This window comes from Aminobacter aganoensis (assembly GCF_014206975.1).
Lineage (GTDB): Bacteria > Pseudomonadota > Alphaproteobacteria > Rhizobiales > Rhizobiaceae > Aminobacter > Aminobacter aganoensis.
The window spans coordinates 194,637-212,198 of sequence record NZ_JACHOU010000003.1; the positions used below are offsets into that span (position 1 = coordinate 194,637).

General features: G+C 66.9%; 22 protein-coding genes. 10 read left to right on the top strand and 12 right to left on the bottom strand.

The genetic code is table 11. The features are described 5' to 3' along the window. Positions 1–89 precede the first annotated feature (89 nt). On the top strand, positions 90–1,460 hold the full coding sequence (locus GGR00_RS08535) for a cytochrome P450 (RefSeq protein ID WP_184699441.1): 1,371 nt from the start codon (positions 90–92) through the stop codon (positions 1,458–1,460). 282 nt (positions 1,461–1,742) lie between these two features. Then, on the top strand, positions 1,743–2,021 hold the full coding sequence (locus GGR00_RS08540) for an acylphosphatase (protein ID WP_184699207.1): 279 nt from the start codon (positions 1,743–1,745) through the stop codon (positions 2,019–2,021). Between the two features lie 168 nt (positions 2,022–2,189). On the opposite strand, the gene GGR00_RS08545 is transcribed toward GGR00_RS08540, so the two are convergent. The 4 genes from GGR00_RS08545 to GGR00_RS08560 form a co-directional block, all read right to left on the bottom strand. Continuing rightward, positions 2,190–2,420, bottom strand: coding sequence for a DUF3297 family protein (locus GGR00_RS08545; RefSeq protein WP_055981592.1), 231 nt, complete (start codon positions 2,418–2,420; stop codon positions 2,190–2,192). Positions 2,421–2,574: 154 nt separating this feature from the next. Continuing rightward, positions 2,575–2,946 carry a YraN family protein gene (locus GGR00_RS08550; RefSeq protein ID WP_184699209.1) on the bottom strand — a complete coding sequence of 124 codons (372 nt, stop codon included), beginning with the start codon at positions 2,944–2,946 and terminating at the stop codon, positions 2,575–2,577. Then, positions 2,939–3,838, bottom strand: coding sequence for a 16S rRNA (cytidine(1402)-2'-O)-methyltransferase (gene rsmI / locus GGR00_RS08555; protein WP_055981598.1), 900 nt, complete (start codon positions 3,836–3,838; stop codon positions 2,939–2,941). Before rsmI ends, GGR00_RS08550 begins: the two co-directional genes overlap by 8 nt. 239 nt (positions 3,839–4,077) lie before the next feature. Further along, positions 4,078–4,515: an EamA family transporter gene (locus GGR00_RS08560; protein WP_055981601.1), complete on the bottom strand. Its 438-nt coding sequence runs from the start codon at positions 4,513–4,515 to the stop codon at positions 4,078–4,080. Positions 4,516–4,616: 101 nt separating this feature from the next. Between GGR00_RS08560 and GGR00_RS08565 the strand changes: the two genes are divergently transcribed. Further along, positions 4,617–5,096 carry a GNAT family N-acetyltransferase gene (locus tag GGR00_RS08565; RefSeq protein WP_055981605.1) on the top strand — a complete coding sequence of 160 codons (480 nt, stop codon included), beginning with the start codon at positions 4,617–4,619 and terminating at the stop codon, positions 5,094–5,096. 261 nt (positions 5,097–5,357) lie between these two features. On the opposite strand, the gene hemW is transcribed toward GGR00_RS08565, so the two are convergent. The 4 genes from hemW to rph form a co-directional block, all read right to left on the bottom strand. Continuing rightward, positions 5,358–6,515 carry a radical SAM family heme chaperone HemW gene (gene hemW / locus GGR00_RS08570; RefSeq protein WP_184117412.1) on the bottom strand — a complete coding sequence of 386 codons (1,158 nt, stop codon included), beginning with the start codon at positions 6,513–6,515 and terminating at the stop codon, positions 5,358–5,360. Between the two features lie 180 nt (positions 6,516–6,695). Further along, on the bottom strand, positions 6,696–7,343 hold the full coding sequence (rdgB, locus tag GGR00_RS08575) for an RdgB/HAM1 family non-canonical purine NTP pyrophosphatase (protein ID WP_055981607.1): 648 nt from the start codon (positions 7,341–7,343) through the stop codon (positions 6,696–6,698). Next, positions 7,343–7,771 (bottom strand): VOC family protein, encoded by a 429-nt coding sequence (locus GGR00_RS08580; protein WP_055981610.1) that lies wholly within the window; start codon positions 7,769–7,771, stop codon positions 7,343–7,345. Before GGR00_RS08580 ends, rdgB begins: the two co-directional genes overlap by 1 nt. A gap of 113 nt (positions 7,772–7,884) precedes the next feature. Continuing rightward, positions 7,885–8,601, bottom strand: a complete 717-nt coding sequence (gene rph, locus GGR00_RS08585) for a ribonuclease PH (RefSeq protein WP_055981613.1) — start codon at positions 8,599–8,601, stop codon at positions 7,885–7,887. A gap of 161 nt (positions 8,602–8,762) precedes the next feature. Between rph and hrcA the strand changes: the two genes are divergently transcribed. Beyond that, on the top strand, positions 8,763–9,833 hold the full coding sequence (hrcA, locus tag GGR00_RS08590; protein ID WP_055981615.1) for a heat-inducible transcriptional repressor HrcA: 1,071 nt from the start codon (positions 8,763–8,765) through the stop codon (positions 9,831–9,833). A 23-nt stretch (positions 9,834–9,856) separates the two neighbouring features. Next, positions 9,857–10,054: a hypothetical protein gene (locus GGR00_RS08595; RefSeq protein ID WP_055981618.1), complete on the top strand. Its 198-nt coding sequence runs from the start codon at positions 9,857–9,859 to the stop codon at positions 10,052–10,054. 12 nt (positions 10,055–10,066) lie between these two features. Here GGR00_RS08595 and GGR00_RS08600 read toward each other — a convergent pair whose 3' ends face one another. The 3 genes from GGR00_RS08600 to GGR00_RS08610 are packed head-to-tail and all read right to left on the bottom strand — an operon-like array spanning position 10,067 to position 12,315. After that, complete coding sequence (locus tag GGR00_RS08600; RefSeq protein WP_055981622.1) at positions 10,067–10,864, bottom strand: YiiX/YebB-like N1pC/P60 family cysteine hydrolase; 798 nt, start codon at positions 10,862–10,864, stop codon at positions 10,067–10,069. A 48-nt stretch (positions 10,865–10,912) separates the two neighbouring features. Then, positions 10,913–11,845, bottom strand: coding sequence for a CHAD domain-containing protein (locus GGR00_RS08605; protein ID WP_055981625.1), 933 nt, complete (start codon positions 11,843–11,845; stop codon positions 10,913–10,915). Next, positions 11,842–12,315, bottom strand: a complete 474-nt coding sequence (locus GGR00_RS08610) for a CYTH domain-containing protein (RefSeq protein WP_055981743.1) — start codon at positions 12,313–12,315, stop codon at positions 11,842–11,844. Before GGR00_RS08610 ends, GGR00_RS08605 begins: the two co-directional genes overlap by 4 nt. Positions 12,316–12,393: 78 nt before the next feature. Here GGR00_RS08610 and GGR00_RS08615 point away from each other — a divergent pair, with 78 nt between their 5' ends. The 5 genes from GGR00_RS08615 (at position 12,394) to GGR00_RS08635 (ending at position 17,061) form a co-directional block, all read left to right on the top strand. Continuing rightward, positions 12,394–13,071 carry a CerR family C-terminal domain-containing protein gene (locus GGR00_RS08615; protein ID WP_055981628.1) on the top strand — a complete coding sequence of 226 codons (678 nt, stop codon included), beginning with the start codon at positions 12,394–12,396 and terminating at the stop codon, positions 13,069–13,071. Further along, positions 13,068–14,018 carry an HlyD family secretion protein gene (locus tag GGR00_RS08620; protein ID WP_055981630.1) on the top strand — a complete coding sequence of 317 codons (951 nt, stop codon included), beginning with the start codon at positions 13,068–13,070 and terminating at the stop codon, positions 14,016–14,018. Before GGR00_RS08615 ends, GGR00_RS08620 begins: the two co-directional genes overlap by 4 nt. A gap of 144 nt (positions 14,019–14,162) precedes the next feature. Beyond that, complete coding sequence (locus GGR00_RS08625) at positions 14,163–15,080, top strand: ABC transporter ATP-binding protein (RefSeq protein WP_055981633.1); 918 nt, start codon at positions 14,163–14,165, stop codon at positions 15,078–15,080. Beyond that, positions 15,077–16,225 carry an ABC transporter permease gene (locus GGR00_RS08630; RefSeq protein ID WP_184699211.1) on the top strand — a complete coding sequence of 383 codons (1,149 nt, stop codon included), beginning with the start codon at positions 15,077–15,079 and terminating at the stop codon, positions 16,223–16,225. The genes GGR00_RS08625 and GGR00_RS08630 overlap by 4 nt, the downstream gene beginning before the upstream one ends. A 215-nt stretch (positions 16,226–16,440) precedes the next feature. Continuing rightward, positions 16,441–17,061, top strand: coding sequence for a glutathione S-transferase family protein (locus tag GGR00_RS08635; RefSeq protein ID WP_184699442.1), 621 nt, complete (start codon positions 16,441–16,443; stop codon positions 17,059–17,061). Between the two features lie 195 nt (positions 17,062–17,256). Here GGR00_RS08635 and GGR00_RS08640 read toward each other — a convergent pair whose 3' ends face one another. After that, complete coding sequence (locus GGR00_RS08640; RefSeq protein WP_184117413.1) at positions 17,257–17,409, bottom strand: hypothetical protein; 153 nt, start codon at positions 17,407–17,409, stop codon at positions 17,257–17,259. Positions 17,410–17,562 lie beyond the last annotated feature (153 nt).

A 17,562-nucleotide genomic window follows, 5' to 3' on the forward strand; every position in this document is an offset into this window, starting at 1 on the left:
CATCTCACATCTGGTTCATCACGCGGTTCGGTCGCATGGACGCATGCCTTCGCCGCGCCTACATTCCGGGGGCGATGCAGGAACATCTGATGGACACCAGGCCCGAACCCTTCGTCCCGCCGGCGCCGATACCGCGCACCCGGCCGCCGTCGACGCTGGAGATGATGCGCATCGTCTATCGCAACCCGCTCGAGTTGTGGGGCGAGCCGTCATACAACGAGCCGTGGATTTCGGTTTCCGGTATCGGCGGCCCACTGGTCATCGCCAACGATCCTGGCCTCATCCGCCACGTGCTGGTCGACAACGCGAAGAACTACAAGATGGCGACCGTCCGCCAGATGATCCTGCGCCCGATCCTGCGCGACGGACTGCTGACCGCCGAGGGCGACGTCTGGAAGCGGTCGCGCAAGGCCATGGCGCCGGTCTTCACCCCGCGCCACATCTTCGGCTTCGCCCAGCCGATGCTGGCCCGCACCCTCGACTTCGTCAAACGCTACGACGATGCGTCGGCCCCGGTCGACGTCGCCCAGGACATGACCATGCTGACCTACGAGATCCTGGCCGAGACGCTGTTTTCGGGCGAGATCGCCGGCGAGGCCGGCAGCTTCGCCCATGAGATCGACCGGCTGTTCGAGACCATGGGCCGCGTCGACCCGCTCGACCTGCTGCGCGCGCCCGAATGGCTGCCGCGCATCACCCGCATCCGCGGCCGCAAGACCATGGCTTACTTCCGCAAGATCGTCACCGACACGGTTGCGATGCGCAGCGACAGGCTGGTTCGCGATCCGCAGGGCGTGCCCGAGGATTTCCTGACCCTGCTTCTGCGCGCGGAAGGCCCCGACGGGCTGTCGCGCCAGGAGATCGAGGACAACATCATCACCTTCATCGGCGCCGGCCACGAGACCACGGCCCGTGCGCTCGGCTGGACCATCTACTGCCTCGCCGAGGCCACCTGGGAGCGCGACAAGGTCGAACAGGAGATCGACGCGGTGCTGGCGCGCGAGCCCGACCCGGTGAAGTGGCTCGACGCCATGCCGCTCACCCGCGCCGCCTTCGAGGAGGCGCTCAGGCTCTATCCGCCGGCGCCCTCGATCAACCGCGAGCCCATCGCCGACGACGACTACAAGGGCCTGAAGATCCCGCGCAAGGCGCAGGTGCTGGTCATGCCCTGGACGGTCCATCGCCACCGCAAGCTGTGGGACAGGCCCGAGGCTTTCATGCCCGAGCGCTTCCATCCCGAAAACAGGGACAGCATCGACCGCTACCAGTACCTGCCCTTCGGCGCCGGCCCGCGCGTCTGCATCGGCATGAGCTTCGCCATGCAGGAAGCCATCATCGCGCTCGCCATCCTGCTCTCCCGCTTCCGCTTCGACACCGTCGCCGAAACCAACCCCTGGCCGGTCCAGAAACTCACCACTCAGCCCCAGGGCGGCCTGCCGATGCGGGTAACGCGGCGCTGAAGCAGCTTTCCTTCTCCCCGCCTGCGGGGAGAAGGTGCCGGCAGGCGGATGAGGGGCAGCGCGACGGTAGCGGAGATCGCTTCTTCTGACCCGACTTGCGCGACCCTCATCCTGAGCCTGTCGAAGGATGGGAAAGCGTGACGCCGACGTCTCCCTCCCCCTTGTGGGGAGGGATAAAGGGTGGGGGTATTACGGGGGCACGGGGCTGCAAGTGGCACCCCCACCCCTAACCCCTCCCCACAAGGGGGGAGGGGAATCTTCGCGCGCCACAGGGAGGTTGAGATGAACCACCGTGCCGTTCTCGTCCGCATCTCCGGCCGCGTCCAGGGCGTCAGCTTCCGCGTCTGGACGCAGCGCGAGGCAAGGCGCCTCGGCTTGAATGGCTGGGTCCGCAACGAGCGCGACGGCTCCGTCACCGCCTTGATCTTAGGCACTGACGAGGCCATGACCTCGATGCTGGATGCGTTCTGGCAGGGACCGCCCGGCTGCGAAGTCCGCAGCGTCGTCCAGGACGTAGCCGATCCCGCCGACGCGCCCGCTGGCTTCACCATCACTGGCTGACTGCGCCCGCTCCACGTAGCCTCGCGCGCCTTTCGCCGTCGCGGCGGGCGGGGAAGCCGGGAGATGCTGCGTTCGCCACTATCGCTTCCTCTCCCCCGGGCAGGGGAGAGGTGGTTCGCGCAGCGAACCGGAGTGTGGGTGCTTGGCGCCCGTACTACGTAGCCGGCCTCACGGCTTCGCGAACGGCTCGACGGTGCCCTTGAGCTTGATGGTGATCGGCTCGCCGAAGCGATCCTTCGATTTGCCGGCCGGCACGCGGATCCAGCCTTCGCTGACGCAATACTCGCTGACGTCCTGGCGCTCCTTGCCGTTGAACATGATGCCGACGCCCGCTTGCAGCGCCTCGGCGTTGAAAAAGGGGCTGCGCGGGTCGTTGCTCAGGCGGTCGGGAAGGGACATTGCCATCTCCAGTAACTCGGGCGCCTTCGGGCGCGAACCTCGATTGCCCGCAACGCGGGCTTTGCGTGGCCTGTTAGTGGCATTGGCCGCCGAGGTAAAGACGTAGCCGCGTCGGCCAGAAGCCCGGAAACGATTTTCGGAGCGCGGCTGGAGGTCAATTCCGTCCCTGGAATGCGTTCTCGACATGCACCGGCCAGCGCCGCGGCAGCACCGCCACCATGTCGAACCGCACCGACAGCCTGCCATAGTCCGGCTGCCGCGAAAGCCACAGGTCGGCGGCCCCCTCGATGCGCCGCTCCGAGCCGTAGGCCACCGCCTCCATCGCCTCGATCAGCGATTTCCTAGCCTTCACCTCGACGATCAGCACCAGGTCTCCGCGCCGCGCGATCAGGTCGATCTCGCCGAGCTTGGTCTTGTAGCGTCGGGCGACGATCCGGAACCCCTTGAGCATCAATGCCAGGGCCGCGAGCCATTCGCCGCGATGTCCACGGCCCAGTGCCTTCTGCCGTGCGAGCCGGTCAGTCACCGGCCCCTTCCTTGAGCTCCAGAAGCCGGCGGTAGAGCGCCGGCTTCTGCTGGCCGGTCATCCTTGCCGCTTCCGCCGCCGCCTTCGACGCCGGCATTTCTCTGGCCAGCGAAACCAGCAGCCTGTCGATGTCTTCCACGGTCTCGGCCCGCTCCTCCGGCGGCGCCACGCAGATGACGATCTCGCCCTTGGGCGTGTCGGCACTGGCATAATGCGCGGCGAGCTCGGCCAGCGTGCCGGTGCGGATTTCCTCGAAGGCCTTGGTCAGTTCGCGCCCGATCGCCGCCCTCCGGTCGCCCAGCACCTCGGCCATCGCTTCCAGCGTGTCGGCCAGCCGGCGCGGCGATTCGAACAGGATCAGCGTGCCGGGCACGGCCTTGACCTCGCCAAGCCGGGTCCGCTTCTGCCCGTCCTTCACAGGCAGGAAGCCGGCAAAGAAGAACGCATCCGACGGCAATCCCGAGGCGGTCAGCGCCGCCAGAACCGCCGATGCGCCGGGGATCGGCACCACGCGGATGCCGTGCGCCTGCGCCTGCTCGACCAGCCGGAAGCCGGGGTCGGAGACCAGCGGCGTGCCGGCATCCGACACCAGCGCCACGCTGCGGCCGTTCTCCAGCGCCTCGATCAGCCGCGGCCCGGCCTCCGAGGCATTGTGTTCGTGATAGGCGCTCGGCCGCTGGCGGATGCCGTAGCGGTCGAGCAGCACCCGGGTGACGCGCGTGTCCTCGCAAGCGACATGGTCGGCCGCAGCCAGCGTCTCCAGCGCGCGCAGCGTGATGTCGCCCAGATTGCCGATCGGCGTCGCCACCAGATACAGCGCCGGATCGAGCGGCCGCGCCGCGATCTCGGTCTGCCCGATCACAAAAACCCGCTTGGTGTCGCCTGTCTGCACTCAACCCCGCTCGCCGCCCGGTTCGCGATTGGGCGGCTTTCGCCCTGTTTGGCACGCCGCGCTCCGGCTTGCAAAACATGTGATCGATTCTGCCTTGGCTTTGCCACAGTGCGGGAAGCAAATCCGGCCGCGGATCGAACCACAGGGATTCGCGGACAACGGCCAAAGCACTCGCCATGCCCCATCGCTTCGACGCCTTCATCTCCCGCCTCGACGCCGCCACCAAGGCAGCTCCGCCGTCACGCCCTGTAGGCGACCAGAACCGCGCCCGCCGCGATCAGCGCGACGCCGAGCCAGTTCGCCGTGCTAAGTCGCTCGCCAAGGAAAATGACGCCAAACACCGCGACAAGAACGACGCTTAGCTTGTCGATCGGCGCCACCTGCGCCGCATTTCCCAGCTTCAGCGCCCGGAAATAGCACAGCCACGACGCCCCGGTCGCCAGGCCCGACAGGATCAGGAACGTGTAGGTCTTGCCCGAAATCGTGCCCAGCGCCTGCGCCTGGCCGGTGGCGGTGACGATGCCCGCCAGCACCAGCAGGATCACCACGGTGCGGATCAGCGTGGCGAAATCCGAGTTGACGTTCTCGATCCCGACCTTGGCGAAGATCGCCGTCAGCGCGGCGAAAACGGCGGAAAGTATCGCCCAGAATTGCCAGGTGGAAAATGCCGCAGTCATGTCTGGCTCCGTGAATGTGATCTGTTGGCTGCTGGAAAGTTGCTTGCGCCTCTTGTAGCAGTCGCCGGACTTTCGAAAGTCCCAAAAAAGCAGCAGGCAAGATGAAGAACGCCCGGATCCAGAATTATTCCATCTCCGACCTGCGCGACAGACCGGAATTCGCCGCCGACGTCGCCGACCGCATCTGGAACGCCTGGTGGCGCGACGAAGGGCATGAACTCGCCTTCATCGCGGGCCTGGTGGACGAGAACTTCGCCTCCACCGGCCTGCCGCAGGCGCTCGTAGCCCATGACGGCGACACCTTCCTCGGCACCGCCCACCTGATCGACAACGATCTCGAATCCCGCCCGCAATATTCGCCCTGGGTGGCGGCCGTCTGGGTCGACGAAGCCGCCAGGAAATCCGGCATCGGCGCAGCCCTCGTGCAGGCCGGCGCGGAAGCCGCGTTCAGGCAGGGTTTCGACACAGCCTACCTCTGCGCCAAGCCGGCGGTGTCTGCCTTCTACGAACAGATGGGCTGGCAGCGCATCGAGGACGACGTCGACGGCCTCGTCGTCTTTGCGATGAAGCGCAAGGCTTGACGGTCGTGTCGGCGCCGTCCGCCGGCATGACGCCGGCGTCTGTTTGCGCGGCCTGGAGAGCAACTTGAACCGTTTGGGCCGGCCGTTCGATCACGGCATGCAACGAGACCAAAAACACTTCGCATGAACACAGTTGCCATGCCGTGACGTCGAAACCGGCGCCGCGGTCAAATGCTACCGTGCCAGGTCGTGACGATAGCTGCTGCCGCGATCGTGCGCGCCGCAGGAGCTGTTGCCGAGGTTAGAGCAAAGAGCGGCAGCCTACCGCGCCAGATCCGCCACCACCGCGTCGAGCACGATCATGCCCTCGGGCGTGGCGCGCAGGCGCGAATTGCCGATCGGGGCCACCAGCCCTTCGCCCTGCAGGATCGACAGCCGCGCCGAAGACAGCGACTTGCCCGACAGCTGTTCGTAGCGGGCGAGGTCGATGCCCTCGACCAGCCTCAGGCCCATCAGCAGGAACTCGTCGGCCTCTTCCGAGCGGTTGAGCGTCTCGCCGCCGGTGACGCCGTGGCCGTGCTGCTCCACCAGTTCGGCCCAGCGCTCCGGCACCTTCTCTGCGATGGTGACGACACGCGTGCCGTGCTCCAGGAAGCGTCCATGCGCGCCGGGGCCGACGCCGACATATTCGCCGTAGCGCCAGTAGGTCAAATTGTGCCGGCTCTCGGCGCCGGGCCTGGCGTGGTTGGAAATCTCGTAGGCCGGCAGCCCGTTGGCCGCCGTCACGTCTTGCGTGATCGCATAGAGCTCGGCCGCATGCTCGCCGTCGGGAATTTCGAACTTGCCGGCATTGTAGAGCTGGAAGAAGCGCGTGCCCTCCTCGATGGTCAGCTGGTACAGCGACAAATGGTCGACGGCATAGCCGATCGCCTGCTTCAGCTCCGCCGCCCAGGCATCCGGCTTCTGGCCCGGCCGCGCGTAGATCAGGTCGAACGACAGCCGCGGAAAAATCTCGCGCGCAAGGCCGATGGCGTGCAGCGCTTCCTCGACATTGTGCAGCCGCCCGAGGAAGCGCAAATCGGCGTCGTTCAGCGCCTGCACGCCCAGCGACACCCGGTTGACGCCGGCGGCGCGATAGCCGCGAAAGCGTTCGGCCTCGACCGACGACGGGTTCGCCTCCAGCGTCACCTCGGCGTTGCCGGAAATCGTCCAGTTCTTGGCGATCGCCTCCAGCACTGCGCTCACCGTCTCGGGCTTCATCAGTGACGGCGTGCCGCCGCCGAGGAACACGCTCGTCACCTCGCGCGGCCCGGTTCGCGCCCGCATGGTCGCAAGCTCGGTGGCAAAGGCGCGCGCAAAGCGCTCCTGGTCCACCGGCTGATGGCGGACATGGCTGTTGAAGTCGCAATAAGGGCATTTGGCCGCGCAGAACGGCCAATGCACGTAGACGCCGAAGCCTGGCGAACGGTCGAGCATCATCGGGCGATCCTCGAAGCCTGATGCTGCCCCTCATCCGGCTGCCGCCACCTTCTCCCCGTGAACGGGGAGAAGGACGATGCGGCGACGTCGCGGTCAGCCCCCTTCTCCCCGCCCGCGGGGAGAAGGTCCCGGCAGGGGGATAAGGGGCAGCGCAAACGGTGGAAAGTCAAAGACATCTAATCAGGCCGACCCAAGCTTGGCGCGGGCAAATTTCTGGAAGGCGCGCGCCCGGTGCGACAGCGCATCTGCCTGGCCCGGCTTCCAGCCGTGCTTTTCCGCGGCGCTCATCTCGCCGAAGGTCTTGTCGAAGCCTTGCGGCAAGAACACCGGGTCGTAGCCGAAGCCGTCATTGCCACGCGGCGGCCACACCAGCGTGCCTTCGGCCTCGCCGCGGAAATATTCGGCGTGCCCGTCCGGCCAGGCCAGGCAGATCACGGCGACGAAGCGGCCGCTGCGCTGGTCTGCTGCCACGGCACCGCGCTCCTGCATGGCGTCCTCGGTGCGCTGCATCGCCATGGCGAAGTCGCGCGTGCCGTCTTCCTTTTCGGCCCAGTTGGCGGTGTAGACGCCGGGTGCGCCGTCGAGCGCGTCGACCACCAGGCCGGAATCGTCCGACAGTGCCGGCAGCTTGGTCGCCTCTGCCGCGGCCAGCGCCTTGATGTAGGCATTCTGCTCGAAGGTGGTGCCGGTCTCGTCGGGTTCGGGCAGGCCATATTCCCTGGCCGACTTCGCCTCGAAGCCGAACGGCGCCATCAGGTCGGCAAATTCGCGCAGCTTGCCGGCATTGTGGCTGGCGATCACGATCTTCTTGTCGGCGAGTTCACGCATCAGATACCCCATATCCTCGGCTCGGCAAACTCGAGCGAATTGCCCGAGGGGTCGCGGAAATAGATGGAGCGGCCACCTCCTGAGCTATTGCCGAAGGGCGGCCACTCGAAATCGGCCTCGATGGCAATGCCCGCGCCTTCGAGCCTTGTCTTCCAGTCTTCGATCTCTTCCGCCGTGCCGGCAAAGCAAAGATGCCCCTGGCCGGTCGTGCCATGCGGCGGCACCGGCAGCCTCGCACCAGGCTTGGGCGGCTGCCGCGTCGCATCGGCGTTGAACAGCAGCAGCACGCCCTGGCCGCAGCGGAAGAACACATGCCGCCCGTCCACCTTGGCGATCCGCGTCAGCCCCATCACCTCGCCGTAGAATGTTTCCGCCGCATCGAGGTCGGAAACGTAGAGGGCGGATTCGAGGATGGCGGAGGGCTGCATCTAGGCACCCCCCTCTGAGCATGCCGAGGGGCCGGCCATCTCCCCCTCGAGGGGGAGATGGCCGGCAGGCCGGAGGGGGGCAACGTCGAGCGCGAACATATCCTTGCGGCGGCTTACGCCACCGCCATCTGCTGCAGGCTGACCAGGCGCGAGATGCCTTTGCGGGCGAGGCCCATCAGCTGCTGGAACTCTTCCTCCGAGAACGGCACGCCCTCGGCGGTGCCCTGGATCTCGACGATGCCGCCCTTGCCGGTCATCACGAAATTGGCGTCGGTGCCGGCAGCGGAGTCCTCGAGATAGTCGAGGTCGAGCACCGGCTGGCCGTCATGGATGCCGCAGGAGATCGCCGCGATGTGATCCTTCAGCACCTTCTCGACGCTGACCATCTGGCGCGCTTCCATCCAGCGCAGGCAGTCGTGCAGCGCAATCCAGGCGCCGGTGATCGAGGCCGTGCGGGTGCCGCCGTCAGCCTGGATCACGTCGCAGTCGACGGTGATCTGGCGTTCGCCCAGCGCCTGCATGTCGACCACGGCGCGCAACGAGCGGCCGATCAGCCGCTGGATTTCCTGTGTGCGGCCGCCCTGCTTGCCTGCGGAAGCCTCGCGGCGCATGCGCTCGCCGGTCGAGCGCGGCAGCATGCCGTATTCGGCCGTCACCCAGCCCTTGCCGGAGTTGCGCATCCAGCCCGGCACCTTCTCTTCCAGGCTCGCCGTGCACAGCACATGGGTGTCGCCGAACTTGACCAGGCACGAACCTTCGGCGTGCTTGGAGACGTTACGCTCGAAGGAAACGGCGCGCATTTCGTCGAATTGGCGTTTGGAGGGGCGCATTCGGGTACTTTCTATGGCGAAATCGGAATTGTTGCCGGCTTGTAGCCCCATGCCGGTTGGAGCGCAAAGGAAAACAGGGGGCAGGCCCATGACCCGGGGGCCGACGGTTGTGTTCGCGCCGCCGCTGTCTATATCATTTGAGGCGGAGACCACGAACAGACATGACCAAAGCGGTTACCGACCCCAGCCTGCAATCCCTCGACATGCGCTCGCGTGACATCTTCCGGCGTATCGTCGATTCTTACCTGCGCGACGGCGAGCCGGTGGGCTCGCGCAACCTGTCGCGCATGCTGCCATCGTCGCTGTCGCCGGCCACCGTGCGCAACGTCATGAGCGACCTCGAACAGCTCGGGCTGGTCTACGCACCCCACATTTCCGCCGGCCGCCTGCCGACGCAGAAGGGCCTGCGCTTCTTCGTCGACGCCTTCATGGAGCTCGGCGACCTTTCCGACGACGAGCGCCGCGTCATCGAGGCCCAGGTCAAGGCGTCGGGCGAGGGCGCCACGCTCGAGCACATGCTGACCGAGGCGAGCCAGATGCTGTCGGGCATGTCGCGCGGCGCCGGCCTCGTGCTCGCCGCCAAGAACGAGGTCGCGCTCAAGCACATCGAGTTCATCCAGCTCGAACCGACCAAGGCGCTGGCCGTGCTGGTGTCGCAGAACGGCGATGTCGAGAACCGCGTCGTCGAGCTGCCGATGGGCGTCACCGTTTCGCAGCTCCACGAAGCCTCCAACTTCCTCAACGCCCATATCCGCGGCCGCACTCTGGCCGAGGCCCGGCTCGAAATCGCCCGCATCAAGGACGAGACCAAGGCCGCCCTCGATACGCTGTCCCAGGACCTCGTCGAAAAGGGTCTCGCCGTCTGGGCCGGCGCCGACAGCGGCCTGCCGGCGCGCCTCATCGTCCGTGGCCGCGCCAACCTGCTCGAAAACGTCACCGCCCAGGCCGACATCGAGCTGCTCAAGCACCTGTTCGAGGACATGGAAACCCAGGACGGGTTGATCCAGCTGCTCGACCTCGCCGAGGAAGGCTCGGGCGTGCGCATCTTCATCGGCTCGGAGAACCGGTTGTTCTCGCTGTCGGGCTCGTCGCTGGTCGTCGCCCCCTATCGCGACAAGGATGCCCGCGTCGTCGGCGCGCTTGGCGTCATCGGCCCGACCCGGCTCAACTATGCCCGCATCGTGCCGATGGTCGACTATACGGCGCAGCTTATTTCGCGCATGCTGCGGTAGCCGCGCAGCTCCAGGAGGCCCACATGGCGCTCGAACAGATCAAGGCCCAGATAGCCGTCCTGTTTCAGGAGATGGTCAACCAACCCGAGGACGCGCATGAGCTGCAGGAGCAGATCCGCGAAAAGCTCGCCGAGCTGCGCGCCCAGGGCCTGCCGCTGCCCAGGGACCTGGTCGAGCTCGAAAAGCGCCTTGACGAGGACTTCACCGACCCGGACGCCTGAGCGGCAGCGCCCTTATCCCCCCTTCGCAACCTTTTCCTCTTCGCCCCAGGTCACCTGCCTGTAGTCGAAGCCATATTCCAGCGTCGGCTTGACGATGCGGAAGTAGGGCGACAGGTCGAAGTCGCGCGGCGTGTACAGCGAGTGGTGGCGGATGTGCATGATCTCCTGGCGCATGTAGCTCGACTGCGCCGAGGCGCGGCCGGGCGCACGGGTGATTTCCGGCAGGATCGGATAGCGGATCTCGCCATAGGCCTGGGCGATCATCGTCGAGCAGATGGCGCGCGTCGGGTCGCCCGAGCCGAAGGCCAGCATGCGGCGGCGCCAGCGCACCGGCACCGGCGGCCTGGGGATGAAATAGCGCAGCATGTCGGTGATGTTCTTGAGGTCGTATTTCAGCCCCAGGCGCTGGATCATGAACCTGACGACATGGTCGCGGTCCTCCGGCGACAGCCCGTTGGCGCGGCAGATGCGGGTGTTGTAGGTGCGATACTTCGACAGCGGCACGGCCACGCAGCCTTCGCCGAGATTGACCTCGATCAGCCGCGGTCGCTCCGAGCCGTCGGCGGGCTCGGGCAAGGCGTCGCCGACATAGAGTGCCGAATGCGACCAGGTCGACTGGGTCAGGTACTTGATGACGGCCGAAATCCGCTGGTTGCCCTCGATCAGCAGGATGTCGCCGGGCTCCAGCGTCCGGCGCAGCGTCTCCGGGTCGGACGGCGTGTAGGGTTCGTAGCCGGAGGATTCGACCTGCAGCCGGGATGCGAGCCAGCGGCCGATGCGGTCGAGCAATGTATCGGTCTTTTGCGTCATGACGCACAGGACGTAACATGAGGCGCCCCGGGGTGGCCAGCCGCCGCCTCAGTCCGCTTCGCTCTCCGCCATGCCGTCGTTCAGGTCCTCGCGGGCCTTCCTGGCGAGCTTGCGCGCGGCCCGTCTGGGCTTGTCCTCGAACAGCTTGGCGGCGTCGGCAAGGCAGAGCTTGCGCAACGCCTTCTCGGCCCGCCTGAGCAGCCGCACCAGCTGTTTCGGCTCAGGGCCGCCGAAGGGCGCTTGGCGTGCCTCGATCAGCGCGCGCATGACGAATACGTCGTGCAGTTCGCCCAGGCTCTCGCCCAGTTCTTCGGCCCGTTCGCGCCGCGGCTTGACCGGCGCCGGCCAGAGCTTGCGCAGCAGCGACAGATGCGCGGCATGCGTCTTCACCGCCTTGCGCAGGTCGTGGAAATCGTTGGGCTCGCCGCGTTCGCGCGCTTGCTGCAGCGCCTTGCGTGCAAATCGCAGCGTTGCCAGCGCCCCGTCGGCAAGCACGTCGGCCGCTTCCTCCGCATGGTCGGGAAGAACGAGCATGTTGATCGCCGCCATGCCGGCCCGGCATTCGGCGACGGCATGGTCGAGCACCGCGCCGAGCCCGGCTTCGCCATGGACGCCTTCGCTGCGGTGGCGCGCCAGCATGGCGCGAATGCCGGCAAGGCCGGCGGCATCGGCATGCTCGGGAAAATCGGCGATCAGCCTGTCGATGGTCTCGATCAGCGCCGTCGCCTGGCGCGCGCCGGCGATCGACAGCGCGATGTTCCGGTAACGGTCGTTTTCGGCGCGGCAGAAGGCGTCGTCGCCGGGCCGCACGAGGCGCAGCAGCGCGCGCAACGCCTTGATGCGCTTGCGGGCGCTGTGCAGCGATCTTTCCGGGTTGTCGCGGGCGGCGTTCAGATGCGCGACGATCTTGTCGATCTCCCCGCCGGCAATCCGGCGAACCTCTGCGGTCAGCGCCAGCCGGGGATCGATGCGAAAGCTCATGCAACGGCTTCCGGAACGTCGCTCAGGGCCAGGGACGCGTTGTAGTAACGCGCGTCGCCGGTTACCTCCTGGCCGAGCCAGGCCGGCAGTTCGGATGCCGGCACGTCCTCCGGCGTTTCCAGTTCCGCAATCACCAGTCCGCTCAGCTCCCCGCCGAATACGTCGATCTCGTAGAGACGCCCGCGATGGCTAACATGGTGGCGTGTCTTCTCGATGACACGGCCGATGGCGAACTCCGCCATCTCCTCGGCCTCGGCCAGCGGCACCTGGTACTCGAACTCGTCGCGCTCGCGGCCGCGCGAGCCGAACTTCAGCGTCAGCGTCGCCATTTCGCCGTTGGCGATGCGCAGCCGCACCGAGCGGCCGGTGTTCGCCGCGAGGTAGAACTGCCGGATCCGGATCCTGTCTTCGACAAGGCTCCGCCACTCCGGTCCCTTCACCAGGAATTTGCGTTCGATTTCCTTTGCCATGGCGCCAATAAAGCGCGGCACGGCACGCCGCGCAACAATTCACTTGACTTTAATCAATCGATTGATTAAATAACTGGCATGAGCAAGACACAGACCCCGCAGACGACCACCGCAGCCGACGCCACCCGCATGGCGCTGGTGATGGCGGCGCTTCAACTGTTCGGCCGCCAGGGCTTCGACGGTACCTCGACCCGCGAGATCGCCGCCGCCGCCAATGCCAACATAGGCTCCATCGCCTATCACTTCGGCGGCAAGGAGGGGCTCCGCCTCGCCGCCGCCGACTACATCGTCGAGACGATCCAGGCCATTGCCGCCCAGGCCTTCGGCAGCGCCGCACCGGCATTGCCGACAGGCGCCGAGCAGGCCGAGGCGCTGCTCGACGCCACCGTCGAGCGCATGGTCGGCTTCATCGTCGCGCGTCCCGAGGCTGGCGAGATCGTCCAGTTCGTGCTGCGCGAGCTATCGACCCCCACCGACGCGCTCGACCGCATCTACAGCGGCGTCTTCGAGCCGGTTCACCGCAGGCTGTGCCACCTCTGGGCGACCGCCACCGGCGAGGATGCCGACAGCGAAAAGACGCGCATCAGCGTGTTCATGATGATCGGCCAGGTCGTCTATTTCCGCATCGCCCGTGCCGCCGTCATGCGGCGCATGGACTGGACCGACATCGGCCCCGCCGAAGCCGCCAAGGTCATCGGCATAGCCAAGGAAAACGTCGCGGCCATCATCGCCGCGCGAAAGGCAGGAAAGCCATGAGCATCCTTTGTTCGATACCTTTCGCAGCATCGCTGTTTTCGGCCTGCGCCGCTCCCGCGCCGCTCGCTGTCGGCTATGTCGAGGGCGACTATGTCCTGCTCGCCCCCATCGAGGTGGCGCAGGTCGAGACGGTGGCCGTCCGCCGCGGCGACCGCGTCCAGGCCGGCAGGCCGATCGCTACGCTAGAAAGCGGCGACGCCAGGATCGCGGTCACCCAGGCCGAGGCGGCACTTGCCCAGGCAAGGGCCGAACTCGCCGACCTCAAGGTCGGCAAGCGCCCGGAAGAGATCGCCGCACTCGAGGCGACCGTGCGCTCCGCCAGGTCCCAGGCCGAGGAAGCGAGCCGCGTCCGGGCACGCACCGAGGATCTTTTGAAGCGCGGCATCGCCACCCAGGCCCAGATGGACGAGGCGAGGACCCAGGTCGAGGTCTCCGAGGCCGCCATAGGCCTCGCCGAAGCCAACCTGAAGGTCGCCGGGCTGCCCGCCCGCGAAGACGCGATCAGGGCGGCGGAGAAGAAGGTCGAGCAGGCCGAATCGACCCTCGGCCAGGCCCGCTGGCGGCTGTCCAAGCGCGCGCTCACCGCGCCCGCCGACGGTCGCGTCGACGACGTCATCCGCAATGCCGGCGACACCGCCGGCCCGTCGTCCCCGGTGGTCTCGGTGCTGCCCGACGGTGCGGTCAAGCTGACGCTGTTCATCCCCGAGACCGCCTTCTCCTCGGTCCGGGTCGGCACCCGCTTGGCGGTGCGCTGCGACGGCTGCGCCGAAGGGCTGACGGCCAAAATCAGCTACGTCTCGCCCGATCCCGAATTCACCCCGCCGGTCATCTACTCGCTCGAGAACCGGCAGAAGCTCGTCTACCTCGTCGAGGCCCGGCCCGAAGACGCCAATTCGGCGCTACAGCCGGGACAGATCGTCGATGTGGCGCTGGAAGAGAGCGAATAGCGAATAGCGAATAGGGAGTAGCGAATAGCGAATAGCGAATAGGGCAGTATCCGCGCGCTACTCACTACTCACTACTCACTACTCACTACTCACTATTCGCTATTCGCTATTCCCTATTCGCTCTTTATACCCGAGGCAGCCGCAATGAACGCCATCGAAGTCACCAATCTCGTCAAGCGCTTCGGCGACAAGACCGTCGTCGACCACGTCACCATGACCGTCGCCGAGGGCGAGATCGTCGGTTTCCTCGGGCCCAACGGCTCGGGCAAGACCACCACCATCCGCATCATGTGCGGACTGCTCACCCCCGACGAGGGCGAGGGCCAGGTACTCGGCCACGACCTGCGCACCGACGGTCTCAAGATCAAGCGCGAAGTCGGCTACATGACGCAGAAGTTCTCCTTCTACGAGGACCTGACGATCGGCGAGAACCTCGAATTCGTCGCCCGCCTCTACAAGCTCCGGCCGGTCGAGGAACATGTCGCCAGGACCCTCGACGAGCTCGGCCTGACCAGCCGCCGCGACCAGCTCGCCGGCACCCTGTCGGGCGGCTGGAAGCAGCGCCTGGCGCTTGCCGCCTGCATCATGCACAAGCCCAAGCTGCTGCTGCTCGACGAGCCCACCGCCGGCGTCGATCCCAAGGCGCGGCGCGAGTTCTGGGACGAGATCCACCGGCTGGCGCGCGGCGGGCTCACCGTGCTCGTCTCGACCCACTACATGGACGAGGCCGAGCGCTGCCACCGCATCAGCTACATCTCCTATGGCAAGATGCTGGCCTCGGGCACCGTCGCGGAGGTGGTGCGCAATGCCGGGCTGACCACCTTCGTCGTTTCGGGCCCGCGCCTCGACCAGATCGCCGAGGCACTCGAGGGCCGCCCCGGCGTCGAGCAGGTCGCGCCGTTCGGCGCCACGCTCCACGTCGTCGGCTCCGACCGCAACAAGCTCGAAGCGGCACTTGCCGACATCCGCGGCCGCAAGGACGTCACCGTCGAACCGGGCGAGACCAGCCTGGAAGACGTGTTCATCCAGTTCATGGCCGGCTCCAGGGACAACATGTCATGAAAAACGTCACCAACGGGCTGTTCTCCTTCGCCCGGCTCGGCGCCTTGCTGACCAAGGAGTTCATCCAGATGCGGCGCGACCGCATCACCTTCGCCATGATGCTGGGCGTACCGCTGATGCAGCTCGTGCTGTTCGGCTTTGCCATCAACAGCGATCCCAAGAGCCTGCCGGCGGCGCTCGTCGCCACCAGCAACGACCCGTACACCCGCGCCATGGTCTCCGCGCTGCAGAACACCAACTACTACCGCTTCGACCACATCGCCGAGACCGCCGCCGAGGCCGAGCAGCTGATGGCCAGCGGCGAGGTCGCCTTCGTCGTCACCATCCCCGCCGATTTCGGCCGCCGGGTGGCGGCCGGCGAAGCGCCCCAGATCCTGATCGAGGCCGACGCCACCGACCCGTCGGCGTCCAGCGGGGCGGTGTCGACGCTCGGCACCGTCGCCAGCAAGGCGCTGCTGCGCGCCCAGGGCATGGAAGCGGCATCCGCCGAGCAGGCGAAGGGCCAGCTCGAGGTCGTCGTCCACCGCCGCTACAATCCCGAGGGCATCTCGCAATACAACATCGTGCCTGGCCTGCTCGGCGTCATCCTGCAGATGACCATGGTGATGATGACCTCGATGGCGCTGACCCGCGAGACCGAGCGCGGCACCATGGAAAACCTGCTCGCCATGCCGGCCAGCCCGGCCGAGATCATGCTCGGCAAGGTGCTGCCCTATCTCGTCGTCGGCGCCGTCCAGGTAACCGTCGTGCTGGTCGCCTCCAAGCTCCTGTTTGCCATCCCCTTCATCGGCTCGCTGTCGCTGCTGCTGTCGGCGATCCTGGTCTTCGTGCTGGCGCTGGTGCTGCTCGGCTACACCATCTCGACCATCGCCCGCACCCAGATGCAGGCGATGCAGCTGACCTTCTTCTTCTTCCTGCCGTCGATCCTGCTGTCGGGCTTCATGTTCCCCTATCGCGGCATGCCCGGCTGGGCTCAGGCCCTGGGCGAAGTCCTGCCGCTGACGCATTTCCTGCGCATCATCCGCGCCGTCATGCTGAAGGGCGCCGAGTTCCCCGCCATTGCCGTCGAGGTCGGCGTGCTCGGCCTGTTCGTCGCGCTCTTCGCCGGCCTGGCGCTGTTCCGCTTCCGCCGCACGCTGGACTGATGCCGCCGGGCGTTGCCCTGCTCGCTCCCGGCTCCCGGCTCCCGGCTCCCGGCTCCCGGCTCCCGGCCCTCGGCCCCGGCGGAGCGGGCAGGTGCATGCGGGTCTGGCTTCGCGGCTCGATCTGGCCCGGTGAAAATACCTCCTGGCGGGCCATCCCGGCGCTTGAGAAGCACGTCCGGCAATGGCAAATGTCTGCCGACAGGGGGGACTACGGAATGTACCAGCTCTACACACGCGCCGGCAGCGGCGGCTTCGTCGTCGAGGCGGCGCTCGAACTGGCCGGCGTGCCATTCGAATGCATCAATGTCGTCAAGGGCACGGACCCCGACGACAGGTTCCGCACCGTCAGCCCGCTTGGCCAGGTGCCGGTGCTGGTGCTGCCCGATGGCGGCGCGATGACCGAGTCGGCGGCGATGTGCCAGCTGGTCGCCGAGCGCCATCCCCAGGCCGGGCTTGCGCCGGCAGCGGATGCGTCCGGCCGGGCCGACTTCCTGCGCTGGCTCACCTTCCAGTCGTCGGTGATGTATCCGGCGCTGCTGCGCTACTATTACGCGCAGCGCTACACGGCCGACCCGCAGGGCATCGAGGCAGTGAAGGTCGCCGCCGTCGCCGAAAGCGATCGCGGCTTCGGCATCATCGACGCCGCGTTGCGGGGGCGCAGCTGGCTTGCCGGCGACCGCATGTCGATCGCCGACGTCTATCTGCTGATGCTGGCATATTGGCACCCTCAGGCCGGCAAGGTCGCTGCGACGTGGCCGGAGATCGAGCGCATCTGCGCGATGCTGCGCGACGTGCCTGTCATCAAGGACCTGAACGTCCGCCACGAATTGTGGTGAGGGCCGGGCGGGGCGCTCGACCTCTGTGCATGGAACTGTGGGGCGTGAAGCAGCCGGGCTTGCGCCGCCGGCGGGCGTAGCCGCGCCTAGAGGCGGGTCGAGACGATCGCCCGGCGTTCGCCGCGCAATGTGGTGGTGCGGTGATCGCTGGTTGGCCGGGCGATGCGGCTTTCGTGGCGTCCGATGACGGTCATGTCAGTGGAACGTCACGCGCGACTGGAGCGTGTTGCTGCGGCGGGCGCAGGCAGGTCCCGGGCCGCGCATGTAGTGGCGCTCGGGGCGGTAGGTCGGGGCGATGAATTCGCGAAGCGCCGATGCGGCGTGAGTGATTTGGTTCCAGATAGCCATTGTTCTTATCCCTGTCCCTTCGGGGCTCGTCCCGAACGTGGAAGCGACCATAGCCGGCGGGTGTGAATCTTCGGTGAACGCGATGTTAATCTTCGTGTGAAAATGCGCCCGATCGGGGCCGAATTGCGTTCTTTTCTAGGCATTTAGGCCGGA